General features: G+C 60.1%; 13 protein-coding genes and 1 pseudogene. 5 read left to right on the top strand and 9 right to left on the bottom strand.

Going from position 1 to position 16,615, the window contains the following annotated elements; translation table 11 throughout:
- Positions 1-196: 196 nt before the first annotated feature.
- The 5 genes from K6M89_RS26340 to K6M89_RS26320 all read right to left on the bottom strand — a co-directional run bounded on the left by K6M89_RS26340 (position 197) and on the right by K6M89_RS26320 (position 5,675).
- On the bottom strand, positions 197-724 hold the full coding sequence (locus K6M89_RS26340; protein WP_222141602.1) for a cytochrome c: 528 nt from the start codon (positions 722-724) through the stop codon (positions 197-199).
- A gap of 533 nt (positions 725-1,257) precedes the next feature.
- Entirely contained in the window at positions 1,258-3,030 is a 1,773-nt protein-coding gene (locus tag K6M89_RS26335; protein ID WP_222141543.1) for an adenylate/guanylate cyclase domain-containing protein, read from the bottom strand.
- A 260-nt stretch (positions 3,031-3,290) separates the two neighbouring features.
- A complete protein-coding gene (locus K6M89_RS26330) occupies positions 3,291-3,821 on the bottom strand; it encodes a nuclear transport factor 2 family protein (protein ID WP_222141542.1) in 531 nt (176 codons plus the stop codon).
- Positions 3,822-3,833: 12 nt separating this feature from the next.
- A complete protein-coding gene (locus tag K6M89_RS26325) occupies positions 3,834-4,802 on the bottom strand; it encodes an alpha/beta hydrolase (protein ID WP_222141541.1) in 969 nt (322 codons plus the stop codon).
- A gap of 90 nt (positions 4,803-4,892) precedes the next feature.
- Positions 4,893-5,675 carry an AraC family transcriptional regulator gene (locus tag K6M89_RS26320; RefSeq protein ID WP_246642698.1) on the bottom strand — a complete coding sequence of 261 codons (783 nt, stop codon included), beginning with the start codon at positions 5,673-5,675 and terminating at the stop codon, positions 4,893-4,895.
- 169 nt (positions 5,676-5,844) lie between these two features.
- Here K6M89_RS26320 and K6M89_RS26315 point away from each other — a divergent pair, with 169 nt between their 5' ends.
- Positions 5,845-6,348 carry a nuclear transport factor 2 family protein gene (locus K6M89_RS26315; protein WP_097582642.1) on the top strand — a complete coding sequence of 168 codons (504 nt, stop codon included), beginning with the start codon at positions 5,845-5,847 and terminating at the stop codon, positions 6,346-6,348.
- Between the two features lie 36 nt (positions 6,349-6,384).
- Here K6M89_RS26315 and K6M89_RS26310 read toward each other — a convergent pair whose 3' ends face one another.
- The 4 genes and pseudogenes from K6M89_RS26310 to K6M89_RS26295 form a co-directional block, all read right to left on the bottom strand.
- A complete protein-coding gene (locus tag K6M89_RS26310; RefSeq protein WP_222141540.1) occupies positions 6,385-7,455 on the bottom strand; it encodes an acyltransferase family protein in 1,071 nt (356 codons plus the stop codon).
- Between the two features lie 371 nt (positions 7,456-7,826).
- Positions 7,827-10,295, bottom strand: coding sequence for a PAS-domain containing protein (locus tag K6M89_RS26305; RefSeq protein WP_222141539.1), 2,469 nt, complete (start codon positions 10,293-10,295; stop codon positions 7,827-7,829).
- An 83-nt stretch (positions 10,296-10,378) separates the two neighbouring features.
- Positions 10,379-11,476, bottom strand: a complete 1,098-nt coding sequence (locus tag K6M89_RS26300) for a branched-chain amino acid ABC transporter substrate-binding protein (protein WP_222141538.1) — start codon at positions 11,474-11,476, stop codon at positions 10,379-10,381.
- Between the two features lie 192 nt (positions 11,477-11,668).
- Positions 11,669-11,908, bottom strand: a pseudogene (locus K6M89_RS26295) (TetR/AcrR family transcriptional regulator C-terminal domain-containing protein); the annotation flags it as partial.
- Positions 11,909-11,961: 53 nt separating this feature from the next.
- Here K6M89_RS26295 and K6M89_RS26290 point away from each other — a divergent pair.
- The 4 genes from K6M89_RS26290 to K6M89_RS26275 all read left to right on the top strand — a co-directional run bounded on the left by K6M89_RS26290 (position 11,962) and on the right by K6M89_RS26275 (position 16,588).
- On the top strand, positions 11,962-12,594 hold the full coding sequence (locus K6M89_RS26290) for a sigma factor-like helix-turn-helix DNA-binding protein (protein ID WP_222141537.1): 633 nt from the start codon (positions 11,962-11,964) through the stop codon (positions 12,592-12,594).
- Positions 12,595-12,693: 99 nt separating this feature from the next.
- The gene (locus tag K6M89_RS26285) at positions 12,694-13,674 is read left to right on the top strand and encodes an AraC family transcriptional regulator (RefSeq protein WP_222141536.1); all 981 of its coding nucleotides are present in this window, start codon (positions 12,694-12,696) and stop codon (positions 13,672-13,674) included.
- A 59-nt stretch (positions 13,675-13,733) separates the two neighbouring features.
- On the top strand, positions 13,734-14,942 hold the full coding sequence (locus K6M89_RS26280) for an MFS transporter (protein WP_222141535.1): 1,209 nt from the start codon (positions 13,734-13,736) through the stop codon (positions 14,940-14,942).
- Between the two features lie 515 nt (positions 14,943-15,457).
- Entirely contained in the window at positions 15,458-16,588 is a 1,131-nt protein-coding gene (locus tag K6M89_RS26275; RefSeq protein WP_222141534.1) for a TRAP transporter substrate-binding protein, read from the top strand.
- Positions 16,589-16,615: the final 27 nt, after the last annotated feature.

Raw genomic sequence — 16,615 nt, 5'->3', positions numbered from 1 at the left:
CGGATTGGGTTCCGATCACGACATCCCCTCTCCAGACATCATCTCTCTCGCCCGAGAGCATTCCGATCCTGCGCAAGACCGAGCGCTACTACTAGCTCTGCGCTGAAGCCGCTCCATGCGGCTGCACGTTCTTTGGCTTGGCCCCGCACATGCGAGAACGACGCTGGCTGCCGTAGGGTTCGCTGGTGGCGCTGTGCTAGTTTGGTGCGGCAGCCGCGGTTTCACCCGGCGGCAAGATCCGAAACATGAAGGTTGAAACCTTCTCCCCCGGCTTGAAAGGTCCGGGGACCTGATGGCTGACCGGCTTCAGGCTCTGAAGGAAGACTGCAATTGATGTCACGTCTTCCTCAGTGAGTTGCGCGAAGGCATGCCACGGCATGATTGGCGCCAGAAGGCGGCCATCCGGCCGCTGCCCGGTCTGAAGCGCAGCCACGATCTGTTCCCTGGTCCAGCTGCCGATGCCGGTCTCCTTGTCAGGCGTAATGTTGCGGCCGACGAAGACACCCTGCCCCGGGAGTTCAAAACCGACATCCGATCCACCCAGAAATCGCGAGCTGTCCGGTTTTCCGAAGAAATATCCCGGTGTGTGGCAGTCGTTGCAGCCGCCGATCGTGACTAGATATTCGCCGCGCGCAGTCTGCGTATCGTCGGCAGCTGCGATGCTCGACTGCAGCCCCAATGCAGAGGCGGCAAAAAATGCCAACCGTACGCTCAACCGAAACATTATCCCCTCCATGATACAGAAGCTCGCAGCTGCCATCGAACTGAATATCACGATGAAGATGTTCTATATATTAGCCATATTGAATTAACGAAGATTGCGGGGAAGATGGCCGCCAGTCGGCCGGCAGTGAGCGAAGGAAGCTGCCGTCGGGGCGGATGGCCCCAGCCCTTTTGATTGACGCGACGATATCGTCGCAGCTTTGGCCTAAGCATTTGGGTTCGCGCAGAACTGAGCCCGCCGTCGACCAGATCCTTAAAGCTGCGCGCTCGCGTCCAGGCGTAGCTGGATCAGCGATCGGTCCCCCTTCGTCCCACCATCAGCGCTGTCTAAAGCCTCTCTCGCTGGCGGGTCATTGGCGCCATGACTATACGGTTTTCAGTTCAAGCGACCGGTGGAGGCACATAATCGGGCAATCGTGCGTTGCCGGGTGGTCGGCGACCCAGCGCTCACGCTTGATGCTCGTGGTTGCGCCGGCACTGGATATCCTCGGGCGAATGCGGCAACAGGTTTCAGGATCGGACATCCATCACCCGTCATTGTACGACCCCCGCATTGCGCAGCCCCTCCATGACGAGCTCGAAATCGGCGGGGTTCTTGAAGGGCAAGACTTTGCGACGGTATTCCAAGGAGTAGTCGGGATTGACGCGCAGCACCTCTTGCCACCTCGCGCGAGCCTCTTCGAAACGGCCGAGATGTCCGTAACAGGCGGCCAGAAGCGCGCGCGAGACATCGGTGACGGGGTTGCGGCTGACGCGCTGCAGCAACAGTTCGACGGCCTCTTCGTACCTTCGCAGTTGAAACAAGGCCAAGGCCTGAAAGTGGAGAACGACATCCGGAAAGTACGGGTTCAGGACCCTCGCCCGCTCGAAATAGGCGAGTGCCTCCCCGGATCTGCCTGAATAGATGAGGGCCTCGCCGAGGCTGACCTGCCCTTCGGCGAAGTTCGGATTGAGCACTATCGCACGCTCGGCCTCGCTGATGGCTCTATCGTGCTGTCGCGAGTAAAGCTTGACCACACTCAGTGCCCAGTGGGCCACGGGATCGCTATCGTCCCGCGCGACCGCCAGCGTCGCGGCCTCTTCGGCTTGCTCGATAGAGCGCTGCGGCGACTCGCTCCACCGGTTCAGGTAGTCCAGCCCGTGGGTTAGGGCGAGGAAGGCGTGCGCCGAGGCGAAGTTCGGGTCCAGTTCGACGGCACGTTGCAAAAGGTCGCGGGCGTCGCTGTTGGTTTGCTTCGTCAGCCGGTGCCACAGCTCCCGGCCGCGCAAGAAGCAGTCATACGCCTCGGGGTGCCGGGTCTGCCCTGGCGCCAGTCTTTTCCGATCGCCCTCTGTCAGATTGACCGCCAGCGCGTCGACGATCTGCTGCGTGACATCGTCCTGAACCGCGAATATGTCGGTGAGCTCGCGATCGAACCTCTCTGCCCATAGGTGCCCGCCGGTGGTCGCGTCGATGAGCTGCGCGGTGATGCGTACTCTGTTTCCCGATTTGCGGACGCTGCCCTCAAGGACATGCCGCACGCCGAGCTTCGTGCCCACCTCCTGCACCTCGACGTTCTTGCCCTTGAAAGTGAACGACGAATTCCGGGCGATGACAAAGAGCTGCGACAGCTTCGATAGCGCCGTGATGATGTCTTCCGAGATGCCGTCGGCGAAGTAGTCCTGTTCGGCGTCACCGCTCATGTTGGCGAAGGGCAGGACGGCGATCGACAGCTTCGGCGACGCTGCCGCCGCCGGTTGGCTCGTCGCGGTTTCCGAGGTCGCGGCTGCCCTGGTCCCGGCGCTGCCGACTTGCAGCGAATAGACCCGGATCGGCTCGGCGATGTTCTTGAGTTGTGTGTTGCCGAGATCGCTGACCGAGAGGTCGAGCCTCGCCTTGACCTGGCGATAGGCATCCTCGGACAGGCAGATCGCGCCCGCCGCGGCGACGCCCTCCAATCGCGAGGCGATGTTGACGCCGTCGCCCATCAGATCGCCGTCGCTTTCCTCGACGACGTCGCCCAAATGGATACCGATCCGGAACTCGATGCGACGGTCCTGCGGCACGCCGTCATTGCGCTCCACCATGCCGTTCTGCACCTCGATGGCGCAGCGTACGGCGTCCACTACGCTGCGGAACTCGACCAGCGCACCATCGCCGGTGCGCTTCACCACCCGGCCATGATGCACGGCGATCGTCGGATCGATGAGATCGCTGCGCAGTGCCCGCAGCCTCGCCAGGATGCGGTCCTCGTCGGCGCCGGCAAGTCGGCTGTACCCAACCACATCAGCGGCCAGGATTGCAGCCAGCTTTCGGGTCTCGCTCATGGCGCCGTCTCCTCGCTTCCACGATAGCAGGGAGACAGAAGGCAAGAAAGAACTTTGAGCCGCCGCTCAGAGCGATCTTAGGTGATCGAGTTGGCCATGGCTCATGTGGACGCAGCCGAGGTGTAGCCCTACGCAATGACTGCCCTGTCTGGCTCCCGGCCGTTCGACGCGGCCGTTCCGAGGACTGTCCGGATGGGCCATCGCTTTGAACCCTGGCCACGGAAAAGGCAAAGAGCACATCAGGGCCGCGGAGATTCCGCCTAGTTCATCTTCTTCGCCGCCCGCTCGGCGGCTTTGCCCACGAGGCCGCGATCACCGGTCTCGTGAGTGGCAGTCATCGTCATATGTGTGACCTTCCAGCCCTCGGCTGATTTCACCAGCCCGTAGCGATAGTGGCCGGAAAGAACCCAGAGATCCCTGCCTAAACTATGCGTCGCCTGGAAATCGGCCTCGGCCGTCGCCGTGTCGCCTGATGCATCCACAATCGCGTGGTTCGTGACGAGATGCAGCGTCCTGTCGAAGCCCGGCAGGAAGGTCGACCATTGCGCGACCACTTCATCGGCTGACTGTGTGACAGCTTCGCCGCCCCAGAGGCTGGTATAGTCGAGTGTCACCTTCTCGGCGAAGGCGCCGCGTACCCGCGGCCATTGATGGCGGTCGGCGCCGGCCGCGATGTCCGTAATGGCATCAATGATGGCGAGGCGGTCTTCAGGCTTCATGTTATCTGCCTTAGCGATGGAGGTTGCCACCATCATCATGACGGTAACGAGACTTGCAACGATCATTTTCATGGGGCTCGCTCCTCAATTCGACTGCCGCCTGAGAACTTTTTCGATGTGCTCGGCCACTGCGTCAGCCGCGGCGTCGACATGCTGCTGGCGGTCATAGAAATCGAATTGGGTGCCCCCCTCGAACCAGCGTGTCGTCGCATCGACCTTCAACAGGCCAAGGAAGGCATGCGCGCCCTCGGGCACGGCCGCTGCCTCGGAATGGACCAGCAGGACCGGCTTGTCGACGCGCGAGCCGGTGGCGACGGAATCATACTTGAGCCAGGGCTCCCAGGAGCCGAGATTGAACTTGTTGTCATATTGGGGAACGAGACCGCGATCGGCTTCGGTGTAATAGGGGATCTGGTACATGAGTGAGGATTCATCGGTGGCGCTGGCCGCAATGATAATACTTGGGCTTCCCTTCTCTTCGGCGCGCTCGGCACTGCGCGAAACGGCGATCAGCTTGGCCACGCCCTCGGCACCGCCATAGACCTGCTCGACGATCGCCCTGTTGTGCAGCCATGGTGCGACAAGCGATAGGGACCTGAATCTCGGATTGCCGCTGACGGCATCGGCCATATAGCCGGCCGAGGCGCATATGCCGAGGCCGTTGATCGCGTCCGGATCGACCTCCGACAGCGTCGACAAGAAATCGGCGGCGGCGATGATGTCTGCAGTCTTCATCACCGGGTCTTCCTTGAAACGGATGGTGCCGCTCGATTCACCCCAGCCGCGATAGTCGAACGCCAGCGCTACGAAACCTCGCTCGGCCATTTCCTTGGCATAAAGGCCCGACATCTGCTCCTTGATCGAGGTCCAGGCGCCGGCGACGATGACACCGGGCCGCCGTGTATCGGCAGCCGTGTCCGATGGCACGTAGAGTGTGCCGACGATCGTTTCACCGTTGCTTGGAAATGTGACCTTTCGGCTGGCTACTTCCGCTGCGCTCACCGTCGTTGCCGCCACGGTGGCAAGGATTGCCGCAAGTGCAAACTGTTTCATCTGAACTCTCCGCTGGTTGAACAAGGCGAGAGTGACAGGATCGCCGGCGCGGTGCAGGCGCGAAAATTGCTCGACTTACGGCGTATGTTGCTATTGCGACCGGAACTGTGCGGGCGTGATGCCCACCCGCTTGCGGAAATGCTGGCCGAAGCGCGAGACATCGGCATAGCCGACGCGGAAGGCGACCTCGGCGACTGTTGCCGACGTGGTCTTGAACAGAAGCCGTGCCCGGTCGAGGCGCTCGTCTATGACGTACTGGATCGGCGATCTGCCCGTCGCGGCCTTGAACGCGCGCGCGAAGTGATACCGGCTCATGGCCGCCTCCGAGGCGAGTTGGTCAAGCGAGATATCGTCGTTCAGATGCTCCTGGACATAGGCAATCACCTTCCTCAGCCGGCGGTCATCGAGGCTGGCGCAGAGTTCGGCATGCGGCGCCAGCAGTCGCGCCAAATGGGTGGCCAAGGCCAAATCCATCGTCTGCCGATAGAGCGAAGACGAATCCTCCCCGCGATCCGCGGCAAGCCGGACGAGCTGCGCTAGAAGTGGTTCCAGGCCTCCGACGTGCGGTCTGAACGCCGTGGACGTATCAAGCCCAACATCGTCGAGCATGTGCTTGTCGAAGGACACCGTCAGGTAAGAATGGGCGTCGTCGAATTCGCATATGCCGGCGGCGCCCGCGGGCAGGATCCAGCCATCATCGGCGGAAAGCGGAATATGGTGACGGCGGTCCGACCCGAGGGCCAGGCGATGCTCGTCCTGTGCGACCAAAAACAGGCCGATCGTCAGATTCGACAGTGCGAAAGCGCCGCCGCCGGCAGGAACATCGTACCTGCATGCCGTCACTCCCCAGTCTGGCCGCGCTGCATTGCTCATGGAAAGAAGCTGGTGAGGCGCGGCGGAAAATCAACCTGCATGTGTGCTCATCGACCATGGTCCCCTCACCAAAAGCAACAATCGCCCAAAGACGGGCAAGAATTGCGCATGTCGCAGCGCCCGCATTCCGGCACCTTTGCCGCGAAGCCATGTGGGAAAGGGAACATCAATGTCACTCAGAGCCATCGCCGGCGGCGCCGTTTTAACATCGTTCATCCTGATCGGCGGGATCGCCCGGGCGGCAAGCCCCGAAGAGAACCGCAAGGTGATTTCCGACTATTACGCCGCCTATGCCTCGGGCGACATGGACAAGGTCGCATCCTTTTTTGCCGACGACATTGAATGGCACATTCCCGGCCATCATCCGCTCGCCGGCACCAAGCGCGGCAAGCAGGAAGTGGCCGCCTTCTTTCAGCAGCTCGGAAAAGGCAATTTCCGGGCCGAGCTGATCGCGCTGATAGCGGACGAGAACTGGGTCATCGATATGCATCGCGGCTGGTCGAACCGTGACGGCCTTGCCAATGTCGATACGGTCTGGGTACTTGCGTTCAAGATCGAGAACGGCAAGATCAAAGAAGCGCGCAACTTTTCTTTCGATCAGGCCGCCGCGGACAGCTTCTTCTGGCAAGCATATCGGCTCAAACCGCTGCCCGACCGTCTGAAGACTGAGTGAGCATCAGACAGTATGGCTCCGTAGGGGGTCCATCGCTCATGGACTGACAGGCTGCCGTTGGAGGAATGAGATTCGCTTCAACCGCAGCGCATGCTTTTCCAACAGATGCCATGAAAGCCAGCCGAGCAACAACGTTATCGGTAGGGAAATGCCGAACACCGTCCACCACGTGCTGTACTGGCCGAGGGCATGGTTCACCACCTGCTCCACTGGCCAGCCATAGAGATAGGTGCCGTAGGAGACGTCGCCCAAGCGGTCGAGAGTCGGGAGGCGTATGATCGGCGACGTCGCGATGTAGACAAGCGGATAGGCGAACAACATCGGTCCGTAAAGATAGTCGGGCCAGAAGACGAGGAAAAGCACACCGAGCGTCACCGAAATCAAAGCTAGGACAATATTTGGCTGCCACTTTTCCATCACGAACCAGAGAAGCGACCCGCAGAAGAAGTAGGGAGCGATAAAAGTGAAATTTGTTATTAACTTTCTGTCTGGCCACGGATGTTCGAAAAAGAGCTCCCAGGTCACGCCGACGGCGAGGGCAATTGCCATGAACGGCGCTCGCAGAAGCCCGATAGCCATTAATGCCGCAAGGACTACGTAGCAGAAGATTTCCTGGTTGATCGTCCACAGAGAGCCGTTGGTGAAGGTTGCAAGCCAGGAGATTGCAGGATCATAAAACTGCACTTTCGGCAGGACCATGCCATAGCTCGGATTGAGCACCGAATACACTGTCGTCCTCACGTGATACGACCAGCCCAGGTAACCACCAATGCCCAACGGGCTGAAAAAGGGGCCCAAAACATACACGCTGAGCAGCGTGCAGATTACAAGCGCCGGATATATCCTCAGCGCCCGTCGCCAGAGAAAACCACCGACGCTGCCGAACTGCGCGCTCTGCGTGACGAGGAAGCCGCTCGTGATGAAAAACACATAGACCCCGAATTTGCCAAGATTTTTGCCCTCACCGAGCAAGCGCATGAAGGGTTCGTTCGCCGAGGTCTTTTCCGAGATAAGGAAGGCATGCGAGAAGATAACCATGGAGGCTGCGACGAGCCTGATCGTGTTGAAGTTCGGGTAAAATGGCTTCTTGTTTCCGAGCCCCTGCATGCAAGTCTCCCGCACCCTCAAAATTTAACAGTTCATTAAGGTGGGATTTGAATGTTGTCACGATCGTTGTGAAAACAGGGCGAGATAATCTCTGATCCGCCGAAATACGCCTCGGTCAACCCCTTCGGCAGCTTCGCGCCCGCATAATGGTCATCGAGCCACCGGTCGCTGTTGCTGCAAAGCGGACATGGTGCAGTGACAACATGGGTCGCAGTTGCGCCAACAGCAGTCGTTCGTCCGGATTCGGACCAATGACCGCGCCATTTCATGGGCCTACCCAGCGCTGCAGGAAGGTCGAGTTACCACGCTGGCCCGAGGGCTGGTCGACGAGGTTGGTGCCTGTAGAGGCGACAACCCGCGCGAAGGTGAGCCTACGACCCAGGCTTGGGACAAAGTCGATCGAGCGTGTCTCGAAGTGCGGCGGCGGCCTGATCGCGCTCATCGGTAGACATGAGCTCGGGCTCAGCTTCCAGTCTCAGGTGCGGCAGTTCGGTCCGGACAGTACGACGGCTACGGACCAGATTTTCCTTCAGATCGACCACGCGATAGGTGGCGACCGGATAGGCTATTCCCTTTACGTGGACATGCCCCAGTTCCTCACACTCGATCGTGTCCTTCACTTGCGCAAACGTCTCATAAGAAATGAGCACGGTGCCCGGCGACGCTTCCTGCTCAAGGCGCGAGGCGAGATTCACGGCGCCGCCGATTATCGTGTAATCCATCCGGTCCTCGCTGCCGAAGTTGCCCACAGTGCAGTAGTCTGTGTGAATGCCAATGCGGCAGCGCAGCGGAGTTTCAATTCCGATATCGCGCCAGATTTCCCCAAGCGCGCTCATTCGCTTTTGCATGGCGAGAGCCATCTGCACGCAGGCGAGCGCGTCATCCTTGACGCCGCGGGTTTCCGGATCGCCGAAAAACATCAGGATGGCGTCACCGACATACTTGTCGATCGTCGCGCCGTGATCTGAAGCAATCTTCGACATTTCCGTCAGGTAGTGATTGAGGAGCTGTGTGAGATCCTCCGATTCCATTTTGTCTGTGGTTTCGGTAAAGCCGGCGATATCGGAGAAGCATATCGTCAGCTTCTTCCGCTGGCTGGCGATCCTGACGTCCTGGCGGCCGGTGAATATGGAGTTATACACTTGCGGCGCCAGGTATTTCGCCAGCTTGCTGGAAAGCGCCTCGAGAGCTGCGGATTTCTCGGCAAGGTTTTCCTCCCGTTGCTTCAGCTCGGTGATGTCCGAGTAGACGGCCACCGTGCCGCCAGCCGTGATCCGCCGCTCGCTAACCATGATCCATCGCCCGTCGCGACGCCGCTGCACCCACGTTTCACCAGGGTTGCGATGCCGCGAAAGCCGCTCGGCAACCCACTCCTCGACTCGCCCCTCAGCATCCTTGATGTAGCCGGCCTCAGCGGACCGGCGAACAATCTGCTCGAATGTCGTGCCGGGTGTCATTTCCTCCAGGCCGGCGTACAACAGCTCGCGGTAGCGGCTATTGCTCAGCACGAGCCTGTCCTCGCCATCGTACAGAGCGAACCCTTCGGAGATGCTCTCGATGGCATCCACAAGCCGCTGGCGCGCTTCCGCAACCTCGCGCAGGCTGTTTTCCTCCACCTCGACCGCAGTATCCCGGAACAGCCTGAGCGCCCCGGCCATGCGGCCGATTTCGTCGCGGCCACCGGCGGGCATCTGCGCATGCAGATTGCCGCCCGCGATTGCCAGCATGCCTTGGCTTACCTCTCCCAGACGGGCGAGAAGGCTGCGGTCGACATAGAGCCAGACAACCAGAACCGAACTCAGAAGGCTTAGAAGGGCGGAGCCAAGGACAATGCCGGTGCCGTAGCGCCGGACGACCGAGGCTTCGAGGGCGGACGCGGCGATCTCATGGTTTGCCCTTGCAACCAAGCGATCGACGGCCGCGGTAAGGTCGCGCGATAGCCGACTGTTTTCAGCCAGAAGCTTTTCGCCCTGGGCAAGGACAGCAAACTCGTCCTGTCGTACCTTCGGGATCCCATTCTCACCGTCGGTCAGCGACCTCAACTCGTCCAACCGTTGTTGGAAGCGGGTCCGCAACTTTTCGTCGATCTCGGTGGAGACCGTTTCGAGTACAGCGAGCGACCGGCGCAGCGGAAACAGGATCAGCTTCAGATCTCCCGGCGTAGGCGCGTTGGCAATTTTGACCAGCGCGTCGTTGACTGCTGAGATCTCCTGTTGCGCCCTCCGTTGGGGGATGTAGGCCGCGATTGCCTTGACCAGGTCGCTCGTCACCGCAGCACGCGCGTCGGGTGGTGCGGCGGAATCAGCCACCGCTGCGCGCCACTGGGGAACCTTGGAGTTCATCACGACGATACCGGGCGCGACGAGACGCTGACTTGCATTTGTCGTGTCCGATAATCGGCGCAGCAACGCCTCCTTGCGCTGAACCATGGTAAGGCGAACGGCCACAAGATAGTCGAGAGCATCGAGGTTTCGTCGCAGACCAATCACGGCGTCTTCGATTTCCGTCACCGCCGTCGCGCTGAATGCGGTGCCTTTAAGTGCGGCGAGCAACTCTTCGAGACGCCGCATCTCGACTCCGATCGCAGCCGAGACCTCGTTGTGCTGAACCGTGCTGGTCGCCGCCAGCACTGACGGCGCGGTGGAGGCGACCCTCTCAGCCTGGCGTGACAATTGGAGAGAAGCGAGCGCCGTCGGCACCCGTTCCTTGGTGATGCGATCGACCACGTCGCCGACCTGAAGAAAGGCATAAAGAGCTGCGGCGGTCGCCAGCACTGCGAAGGTGCTGATGCCGAAGAAAGCGAGCAACAAGCGCCCGCGTATGCCGACGCGTTCAAACATAGCGGCAACCGCAAGGTCTGGCTTGCGCAGCCACGAAAGTCTGCACAGACTGGTCTAAAGCGATCCACCCGGCCGGCGGTTGACTATTCCAGCGGCACGTATTCGCCACCCTTCCAGACATACCAGATCCAGCTTTGAAGGGTGAGGTCGCCCTTGTCGTCGAAATCGACCCGGCCCATTACCGTTTCAAATTGATTACCTTGCATTGAGGCGATCACCTCTTGCGGCCCTAGAGAACCGGCCTTCTTCACCGCCTGCGACCAGACCTGGACGGCGGAGTAACTGAGCAGTGTGTAGCCTGCGGGCTCGAAATTCTCGGCACGGAAACGCTCGACGACTTCAGCCGCCTGAGGGACGCGCCGTGGGTCCGCGCTAAACGTGAAGAGCGTACCCTCGGCGGCAGATCCGGCGATCAGTGCAAAGTCCTCGCTCGCCATGCCATCGCCTGAGACGAGTTGAAGTGCGTAGGCGCGGTCTCGTGAAGCGCGAACCATAAGCGCGACCTCGGGCAAATACCCACCAACATACAACACGGCGATGCCGGCGCCCTGTAACGCCGAGATCTCGGCCGTATAGTCGTTCTTCCCAGGGGTGAAGGCCTCGTAGATCGCTTCGGTGACACCCCGCTTATTCAACTGCTTTCTGGTCTCGTCGGCGAGCCCCTTCCCATAGGTGGTGTTGTCGTGAAGGATCGCTATTTTCTTGTCACCCCAACGATCGGCCAAATAGTTGCCGGCTACCACCCCCTGCGCGTCGTCGCGACCAATGACGCGGAAAACATTGGCACGACCTTGTTCGGTCAACAGCGGATTGGTCGAACCCGGTGAAATCTGTAGAATTCCCGCGGCCTCGTACATTTTGGATGCCGGGATCGAGGCCTGGGAACAGTAATGCCCGACGACGAGCACCACACCGTCAGCCACCAGTTTCTGGGCGGCCGCCACAGCCTGCTCGGGATCGCAAAAGTCGTCGACCGTGATGAGTTGCACCTGGTGCCCGAGCACGCCGCCAGTCGCATTGATGTCGGCCACTGCCATCTCTGTGCCGCGCTGCATCTGCTCCCCGATCCAGGCGAGCGGTCCTGTGACCGGGCCTGCCGCTCCGATCAGGATCTCCGCCCGCGCTGGGCTGCCAAGCGAAACGGCGAGCGCGACGATAGCTGCAGTGATGCTGCTGCGCATGGTGTACCTCCTTGACAGCATACGCCAATTTAGTCCCGGCCGACAGCCCCCGCGCAGGTGCAGATATCGCCGCCATTCTGCAGCGCACTTGCCTCTTATCTGTATGGGCTGGTCAGGAGTTGAAGCAGGTTTCGTCAGGGCAGAGGCGATTGGCGATGGGCATACCTCCAGGTACGTCCGAGCCGATCGCCTCTATCCGCCCGCGTAGGCGTTGCCACCGTGCGCGGCGATGAACATGGCGACGGCCGACCGGCAATAGGATTCGATTTCGTTGTCGTCCTCTGCTCTCGCCTCATCGAAGCGTGCGATGATCAGGAGATCGGATCCTTTGAAAAGCGCGGCAAACAAGCGGGCGGACCGGAGAGGATCGGGCACGTTCAGAACCGCCTTCGCATGCAACTGGCCGTATCGTTCACAACACCGCGCTCGACTTTCTGAGGCGCCGTGCCAGGCGGGCGGACCTCATCGAAGAGGAGGAGGCCGAGATGGTCGCTGAACCGCTGTCCCAGACCGAGGCGCGTCAGATCGCCGCCACCAGCCTGCGGACCTTCATGCGGCTGCCGGTGCGCGAGCGCAGCAGCATCATCCTGATGGATGTGCTCGGCTACTCGCTGAGCGAACTCTGCTCGATCACGGGGATGACCATGCCTACCGTCACGGCGCTTCTCCACCGTGGCCGGGCCAGGCTGCGTGACATGGCGGCGGAACCGGACGAGCAGCCGCTACCAGTTCTTTCCGTCGCGGAGAAGAATAGCCTCGCCTTTTATGTTGATCGGTTCAACGCCCGAGACTTCGAGGCGCTGAAAGACAGGCTCGCCGAGGATGCGAAAGCTGAACTCGTCGGTGAGGTCGTCATGCGCGGTCGAGACGAGGTTTCCTCTTATTTCGGAAATTATGCGCGTGAAGACCGGTGGTGGCTCGCCCCCGGCCTGGTTGAGGGTCGCCCCGCCGCGTTGGCGTTTGAGCAGGGCGCTGTCCTGCGCACCCCTGCTTATTTCATTGTTCTCAACTGGGCCGGGGATTCGCTGCTTGCGATCCGTGACTTCCGTTACGCGCGCTATGCCTTGGAAGCGGCGGACGTTAAGCCGATAGACGCGGCTTTCGTCAGAGACGCTTGAGTCCGGCAGTCGGGGGCCGACCAATATGGGTCCGAATTTCCGATCGGCATAAACGCCTCGCACCTTGCAGTCCGGACGGTCGGCATATAAATTACCCCAATGCTTGATCGTTCATCCCAGTCTCCGACGCAAATTCCGACGGACGCACTCAGCGAAATTCTCCGGGACTTTCGCCTGAGTGGAGTCAACTACGGCCGCTGCGAGCTACGTCATCCATGGAGCATCGCCTTTCCGCAGCAACAGCTGCTTCGCTTTCATTTCGTCAGTGAGGGGCCATGCTGGATCCATACCGAAGCCCAGGGATGGCAGGAGTTGCAAAGCGGAGATCTGGTGTTGTTGCCACAAGGTGTCGAACACCGACTGGCCAGCAAGCCTGATGTTGTCGGGGACTCGCTCAAGAGCTGCCAGGTCACCAAGCTGGGGGGCAATGTCTGCGACGTGGTGCAGGAAGGAACAGGAGCGACGAGCACCTTGTTCTGCGGCTCCATGGCTTTGGGTGCGAATGCCCTCAACCCGTTGATCGCTCTGATGCCACCGATTATCAAGGGTTGTGACGTTGCCGGCAATGATCCGATCGTCGGCCCCCTCCTCGCCGCCATGACGGCAGAGGCGTCGCAGCCCCAGCTAGGCAGCGCCACGGTCTTGTCACGCATGGCGGACGTACTCGTCGCGCGGCTTATTCGCTGCTGGGTCAATTGCAGCGGCGCCTCGACCAGCGGCTGGCTCGCCGCGATCCGTGATCCGCATATCGGTCGTGCGCTGGCAGCCATGCACCGGGATCCCGGCCATGACTGGACGCTTGAGACCCTTGCCGGCGTGGCAGGTCAATCGCGCTCGATCTTCGCAGAACGCTTCAGCGCCATCTTGGGGGAAGGCGCGGCACGCTATCTCGCCCGTCTGCGCATGCAGCTTGCAAGAGAGTTGCTCGGTCAAAACATGTCGGTTGCCGCCGTCGCTTCGCAACTGGGCTATGAATCCGAAGCTTCTTTCGCTCGCGCCTTCAAGCGCATCACCAGCGTCTCACCTGGTGTTGTGCGCCGCACCATTTCCGGACGAACGGATATGGAATTCGGACTTTAGGACACATATCATCCTGAAAGACTCCGCTATTAAGACCTCTAACTCTTGGAGGTACTTCAATGACGGACACAACATCACAGCTTGACGCCCCCGCGATTGGCCTCGATTCTACCGTTCCGAGCCCTTGGAGCCCAACAACCTGGTTTGCCGTTATTTCAATGGCAGCCACAAGCTTTGCACTCGTCTCAGCTGAATTTCTGCCGGCAGGTCTGTTGACGCCGATGGCGCGTGACCTTGGCGTCAGCGAGGGAACCGCCGGTCAGGTTGTCACCGCCACCGCGTCTGTTGGCGCGGTGACGGCCTTGTTGAGCAATGTTCTCATCGGCAAACTGAACCGGAAGACTGTCCTGGTTGGTCTAAGTGCCTTGGCTATCGGCTCCAATCTCGTGGCCGCGCTCGCGACGGATTTTTGGCTTTTGTTGTTGGGCCGGGCCGGGCTGGGCGTCGCGCTCAGTGGTTTCTGGGCGCTTTCGGTTGCCGTCGTGGCGAGATTGGTCGGCACCAATGCGACAGGTCGGGGTATGGCTATCGTCACCCTCGGTGTCTCTCTTGCCACCATAGCTGCACCATCCATGGGTGCCTTGATCAGCGATTGGCTCGGCTGGCGTGCCGCCACCGCCATGACCGCAGGGCTCGCCGCGATTGCGATGCTGCTGCAGATACTCAGTTTGCCTACGCTACCCGCAAGCACAAGCAATAGTCTTTCCGACGTCTTCCGGCTGACGAAACGGCGCACTGTTCAACTGGGAATGCTTGCCATCCTCTTGCTGATGACGGGACATTTTGCCGGTTCGGTCTATGTGCGACCCTTCCTCGAACAAGTGACGCTGCTTGGCACCGGCCCGCTTGCCCTGGCGCTCCTCGGGTTTGGCATCGCCTCTGTGATCGGCAATGTCGCCGGCGGCCGACTGGCAGACGCAAATATCCACATGGCGCTCGCTGTCACCGGCGTATTGATGGCGTCTTCGGCGCTTGCTCTCGTACTCTGGGGTGCGCATAGCGGCATCGCGTTTGCCCTGGTGACACTTTGGGGTTTCGCTTTTGGGATGGCTCCGGTGGTACTTCCCACCAACCTGTCCCGGGGCGCAGCAGACGCCTTGGAGGCTGCTGGCAGCCTGATGGTCGTTTCGTTCCAGGTCGCCATCAGCATAGGTGCGCTGTTCGGCGGCTATGTGGTCGATCACTTTGGTGCCTCAGCGCCATTGACATTTACAGCCGTCTTGGCGGCATCGACAATCGTTCTGGCGTTGCTTCAGCCCCGCAGCTGACTCTTGGAGCTCCGGCCAAGGTGCGCAGATCGCCCGATTTCAAAAAAGGACATCGCTATCACGCGACCAGGGGCCCTCGGCAAAGGGCCCCGCATGCCACAAACTATCGGATCGAACTAAAGCTCAACGGGACCCATCTGTGCGCCATGTGTGGACGTCGGCTCTCGTCGGATTAATCGACTTGGGACAAAGGCGATCAAGAACGAGCATATGGTTCCAGTTCAGCACTTGGCTCCAGTTCATCGTCGACGGGCGAGCAGCTTTTCTTTCTAGGCTGAGGTTGTCCGGACAACGCGGAGTAGCGGTACTATGCCTTGGTCGTTGGACCACAGCCCCAAGCTGTGATCAACAACACTTGAACGTCTGTCAGAATTGCAAAAAGTGTGCATAATAGACAAATGAGAACAATCAGTTGTTGATACTGATCGCGAAAAGGATGGGAGCCCTCCTCTTCAACTTGGCAGACCATCAGGAAATGCAGGGAGAATTCGACTACAATCCAGGGAGGAAGAACAATGAACAAAAAGGCAGTATCGCGTCGAGAGTTGCTGGGAGCATCTACGCTCGCTGGAGTAACCGCAGTTGGGGCTCTTGCCGCCCCGGCGGTGCTGGCCCAGGCACCCACCGTCATTAAAATGCAAACATCCTGGCCCGCGTCGGACATCTGGATGGATTTTGCCCGCCTGTACGTCGAACGGGTCGAACGAATGTCCGGCGGACGCCTGAAGTTCGAACTAATGCCTGCCGGTACGGTCGTCGGCGCGTTTCAGGTGCTCGACGGCGTCAATGATGGCGTGATCGATGCAGCCCACACCGTTCCCGTCTATTGGTACGGAAAGCACAAGGCAGCTTCCCTCTTCGGTACCGGGCCGGTATTTGGCGGCAGCGCAACCACCATGCTCGGATGGTTCCATCAAGGTGGCGGCAAGGATCTCTACCGAGAACTCACCCAGGACATCATGGGGCTGAACCTTTACGGCTTCTATGGCTTCCCGATGCCCGCGCAGCCGTTCGGCTGGTTCAAGAACCCGGTCGCGACCGTGAACGACGTCAACGGCCTCAAATATCGTACGGTCGGGCTCGCCGCCGATCTCATGCAGAATATGGGCATGAGCGTCGCTCAACTTCCGGGCGGCGAGATCGTGCCGGCAATGGAGCGAGGTGTGATCGACGCCTTCGAGTTCAACAATCCCTCCTCTGACCTACGGTTTGGTTCGCAGGATGTCGCCAAGAACTACATGCTGTCGTCCTACCATCAAGCGAGCGAATCTTTCGAGTTCCTCTTCAACAAGGATGTGTTTGACGACCTTCCCGACGATCTGCAGGCGATCCTGGAATATGGCGTGGAGGCAGCGAGCACGGCGATTACAGCGTCTGCGATGGACAACTATTCAAGCGACCTTCAAAAACTCCAGGCCGAACATGGCGTGACCGTGCACCGCACTCCAAAGGAAATTCTGGATGCGCAACTGAAGGCCTGGGATGAGATCATCCCGACGCTTGAAGCGGATGCGTTCATGAAGAAGGTGCTCGACAGTCAGCGGCAGTGGGTGGAGAGGGTCGTGTACTACGAATTGATGAACTCCGCCGATCTCGCACTCGCCTATGAGCACTATTTCCCCGGAAAATTGAAGCTCGGAAAATAGATGGTGAAGGCCCGGTATTTCCGGGCC

It is taken from the genome of Rhizobium croatiense (assembly GCF_019793465.1).
GTDB classification, from domain to species: domain Bacteria; phylum Pseudomonadota; class Alphaproteobacteria; order Rhizobiales; family Rhizobiaceae; genus Rhizobium; species Rhizobium croatiense.
This window is presented reverse-complemented; position numbering and strand designations above follow the sequence as displayed.

Excerpts from the sequence above, each read along its gene's own strand:
- K6M89_RS26340 (WP_222141602.1), bottom strand. The coding sequence starts at position 724 with ATGTTTCGGTTGAGCGTACGGTTGGCATTTTTTGCCGCCTCTGCATTG.
- K6M89_RS26335 (WP_222141543.1), bottom strand. The coding sequence starts at position 3,030 with ATGAGCGAGACCCGAAAGCTGGCTGCAATCCTGGCCGCTGATGTGGTT.
- K6M89_RS26330 (WP_222141542.1), bottom strand. The coding sequence starts at position 3,821 with ATGAAAATGATCGTTGCAAGTCTCGTTACCGTCATGATGATGGTGGCA.
- K6M89_RS26325 (WP_222141541.1), bottom strand. The coding sequence starts at position 4,802 with ATGAAACAGTTTGCACTTGCGGCAATCCTTGCCACCGTGGCGGCAACG.
- K6M89_RS26320 (WP_246642698.1), bottom strand. The coding sequence starts at position 5,675 with ATGAGCAATGCAGCGCGGCCAGACTGGGGAGTGACGGCATGCAGGTAC.
- K6M89_RS26315 (WP_097582642.1), top strand. The coding sequence starts at position 5,845 with ATGTCACTCAGAGCCATCGCCGGCGGCGCCGTTTTAACATCGTTCATC.
- K6M89_RS26310 (WP_222141540.1), bottom strand. The coding sequence starts at position 7,455 with ATGCAGGGGCTCGGAAACAAGAAGCCATTTTACCCGAACTTCAACACG.
- K6M89_RS26305 (WP_222141539.1), bottom strand. The coding sequence starts at position 10,295 with ATGTTTGAACGCGTCGGCATACGCGGGCGCTTGTTGCTCGCTTTCTTC.
- K6M89_RS26300 (WP_222141538.1), bottom strand. The coding sequence starts at position 11,476 with ATGCGCAGCAGCATCACTGCAGCTATCGTCGCGCTCGCCGTTTCGCTT.
- K6M89_RS26290 (WP_222141537.1), top strand. The coding sequence starts at position 11,962 with ATGGTCGCTGAACCGCTGTCCCAGACCGAGGCGCGTCAGATCGCCGCC.
- K6M89_RS26285 (WP_222141536.1), top strand. The coding sequence starts at position 12,694 with ATGCTTGATCGTTCATCCCAGTCTCCGACGCAAATTCCGACGGACGCA.
- K6M89_RS26280 (WP_222141535.1), top strand. The coding sequence starts at position 13,734 with ATGACGGACACAACATCACAGCTTGACGCCCCCGCGATTGGCCTCGAT.
- K6M89_RS26275 (WP_222141534.1), top strand. The coding sequence starts at position 15,458 with ATGAACAAAAAGGCAGTATCGCGTCGAGAGTTGCTGGGAGCATCTACG.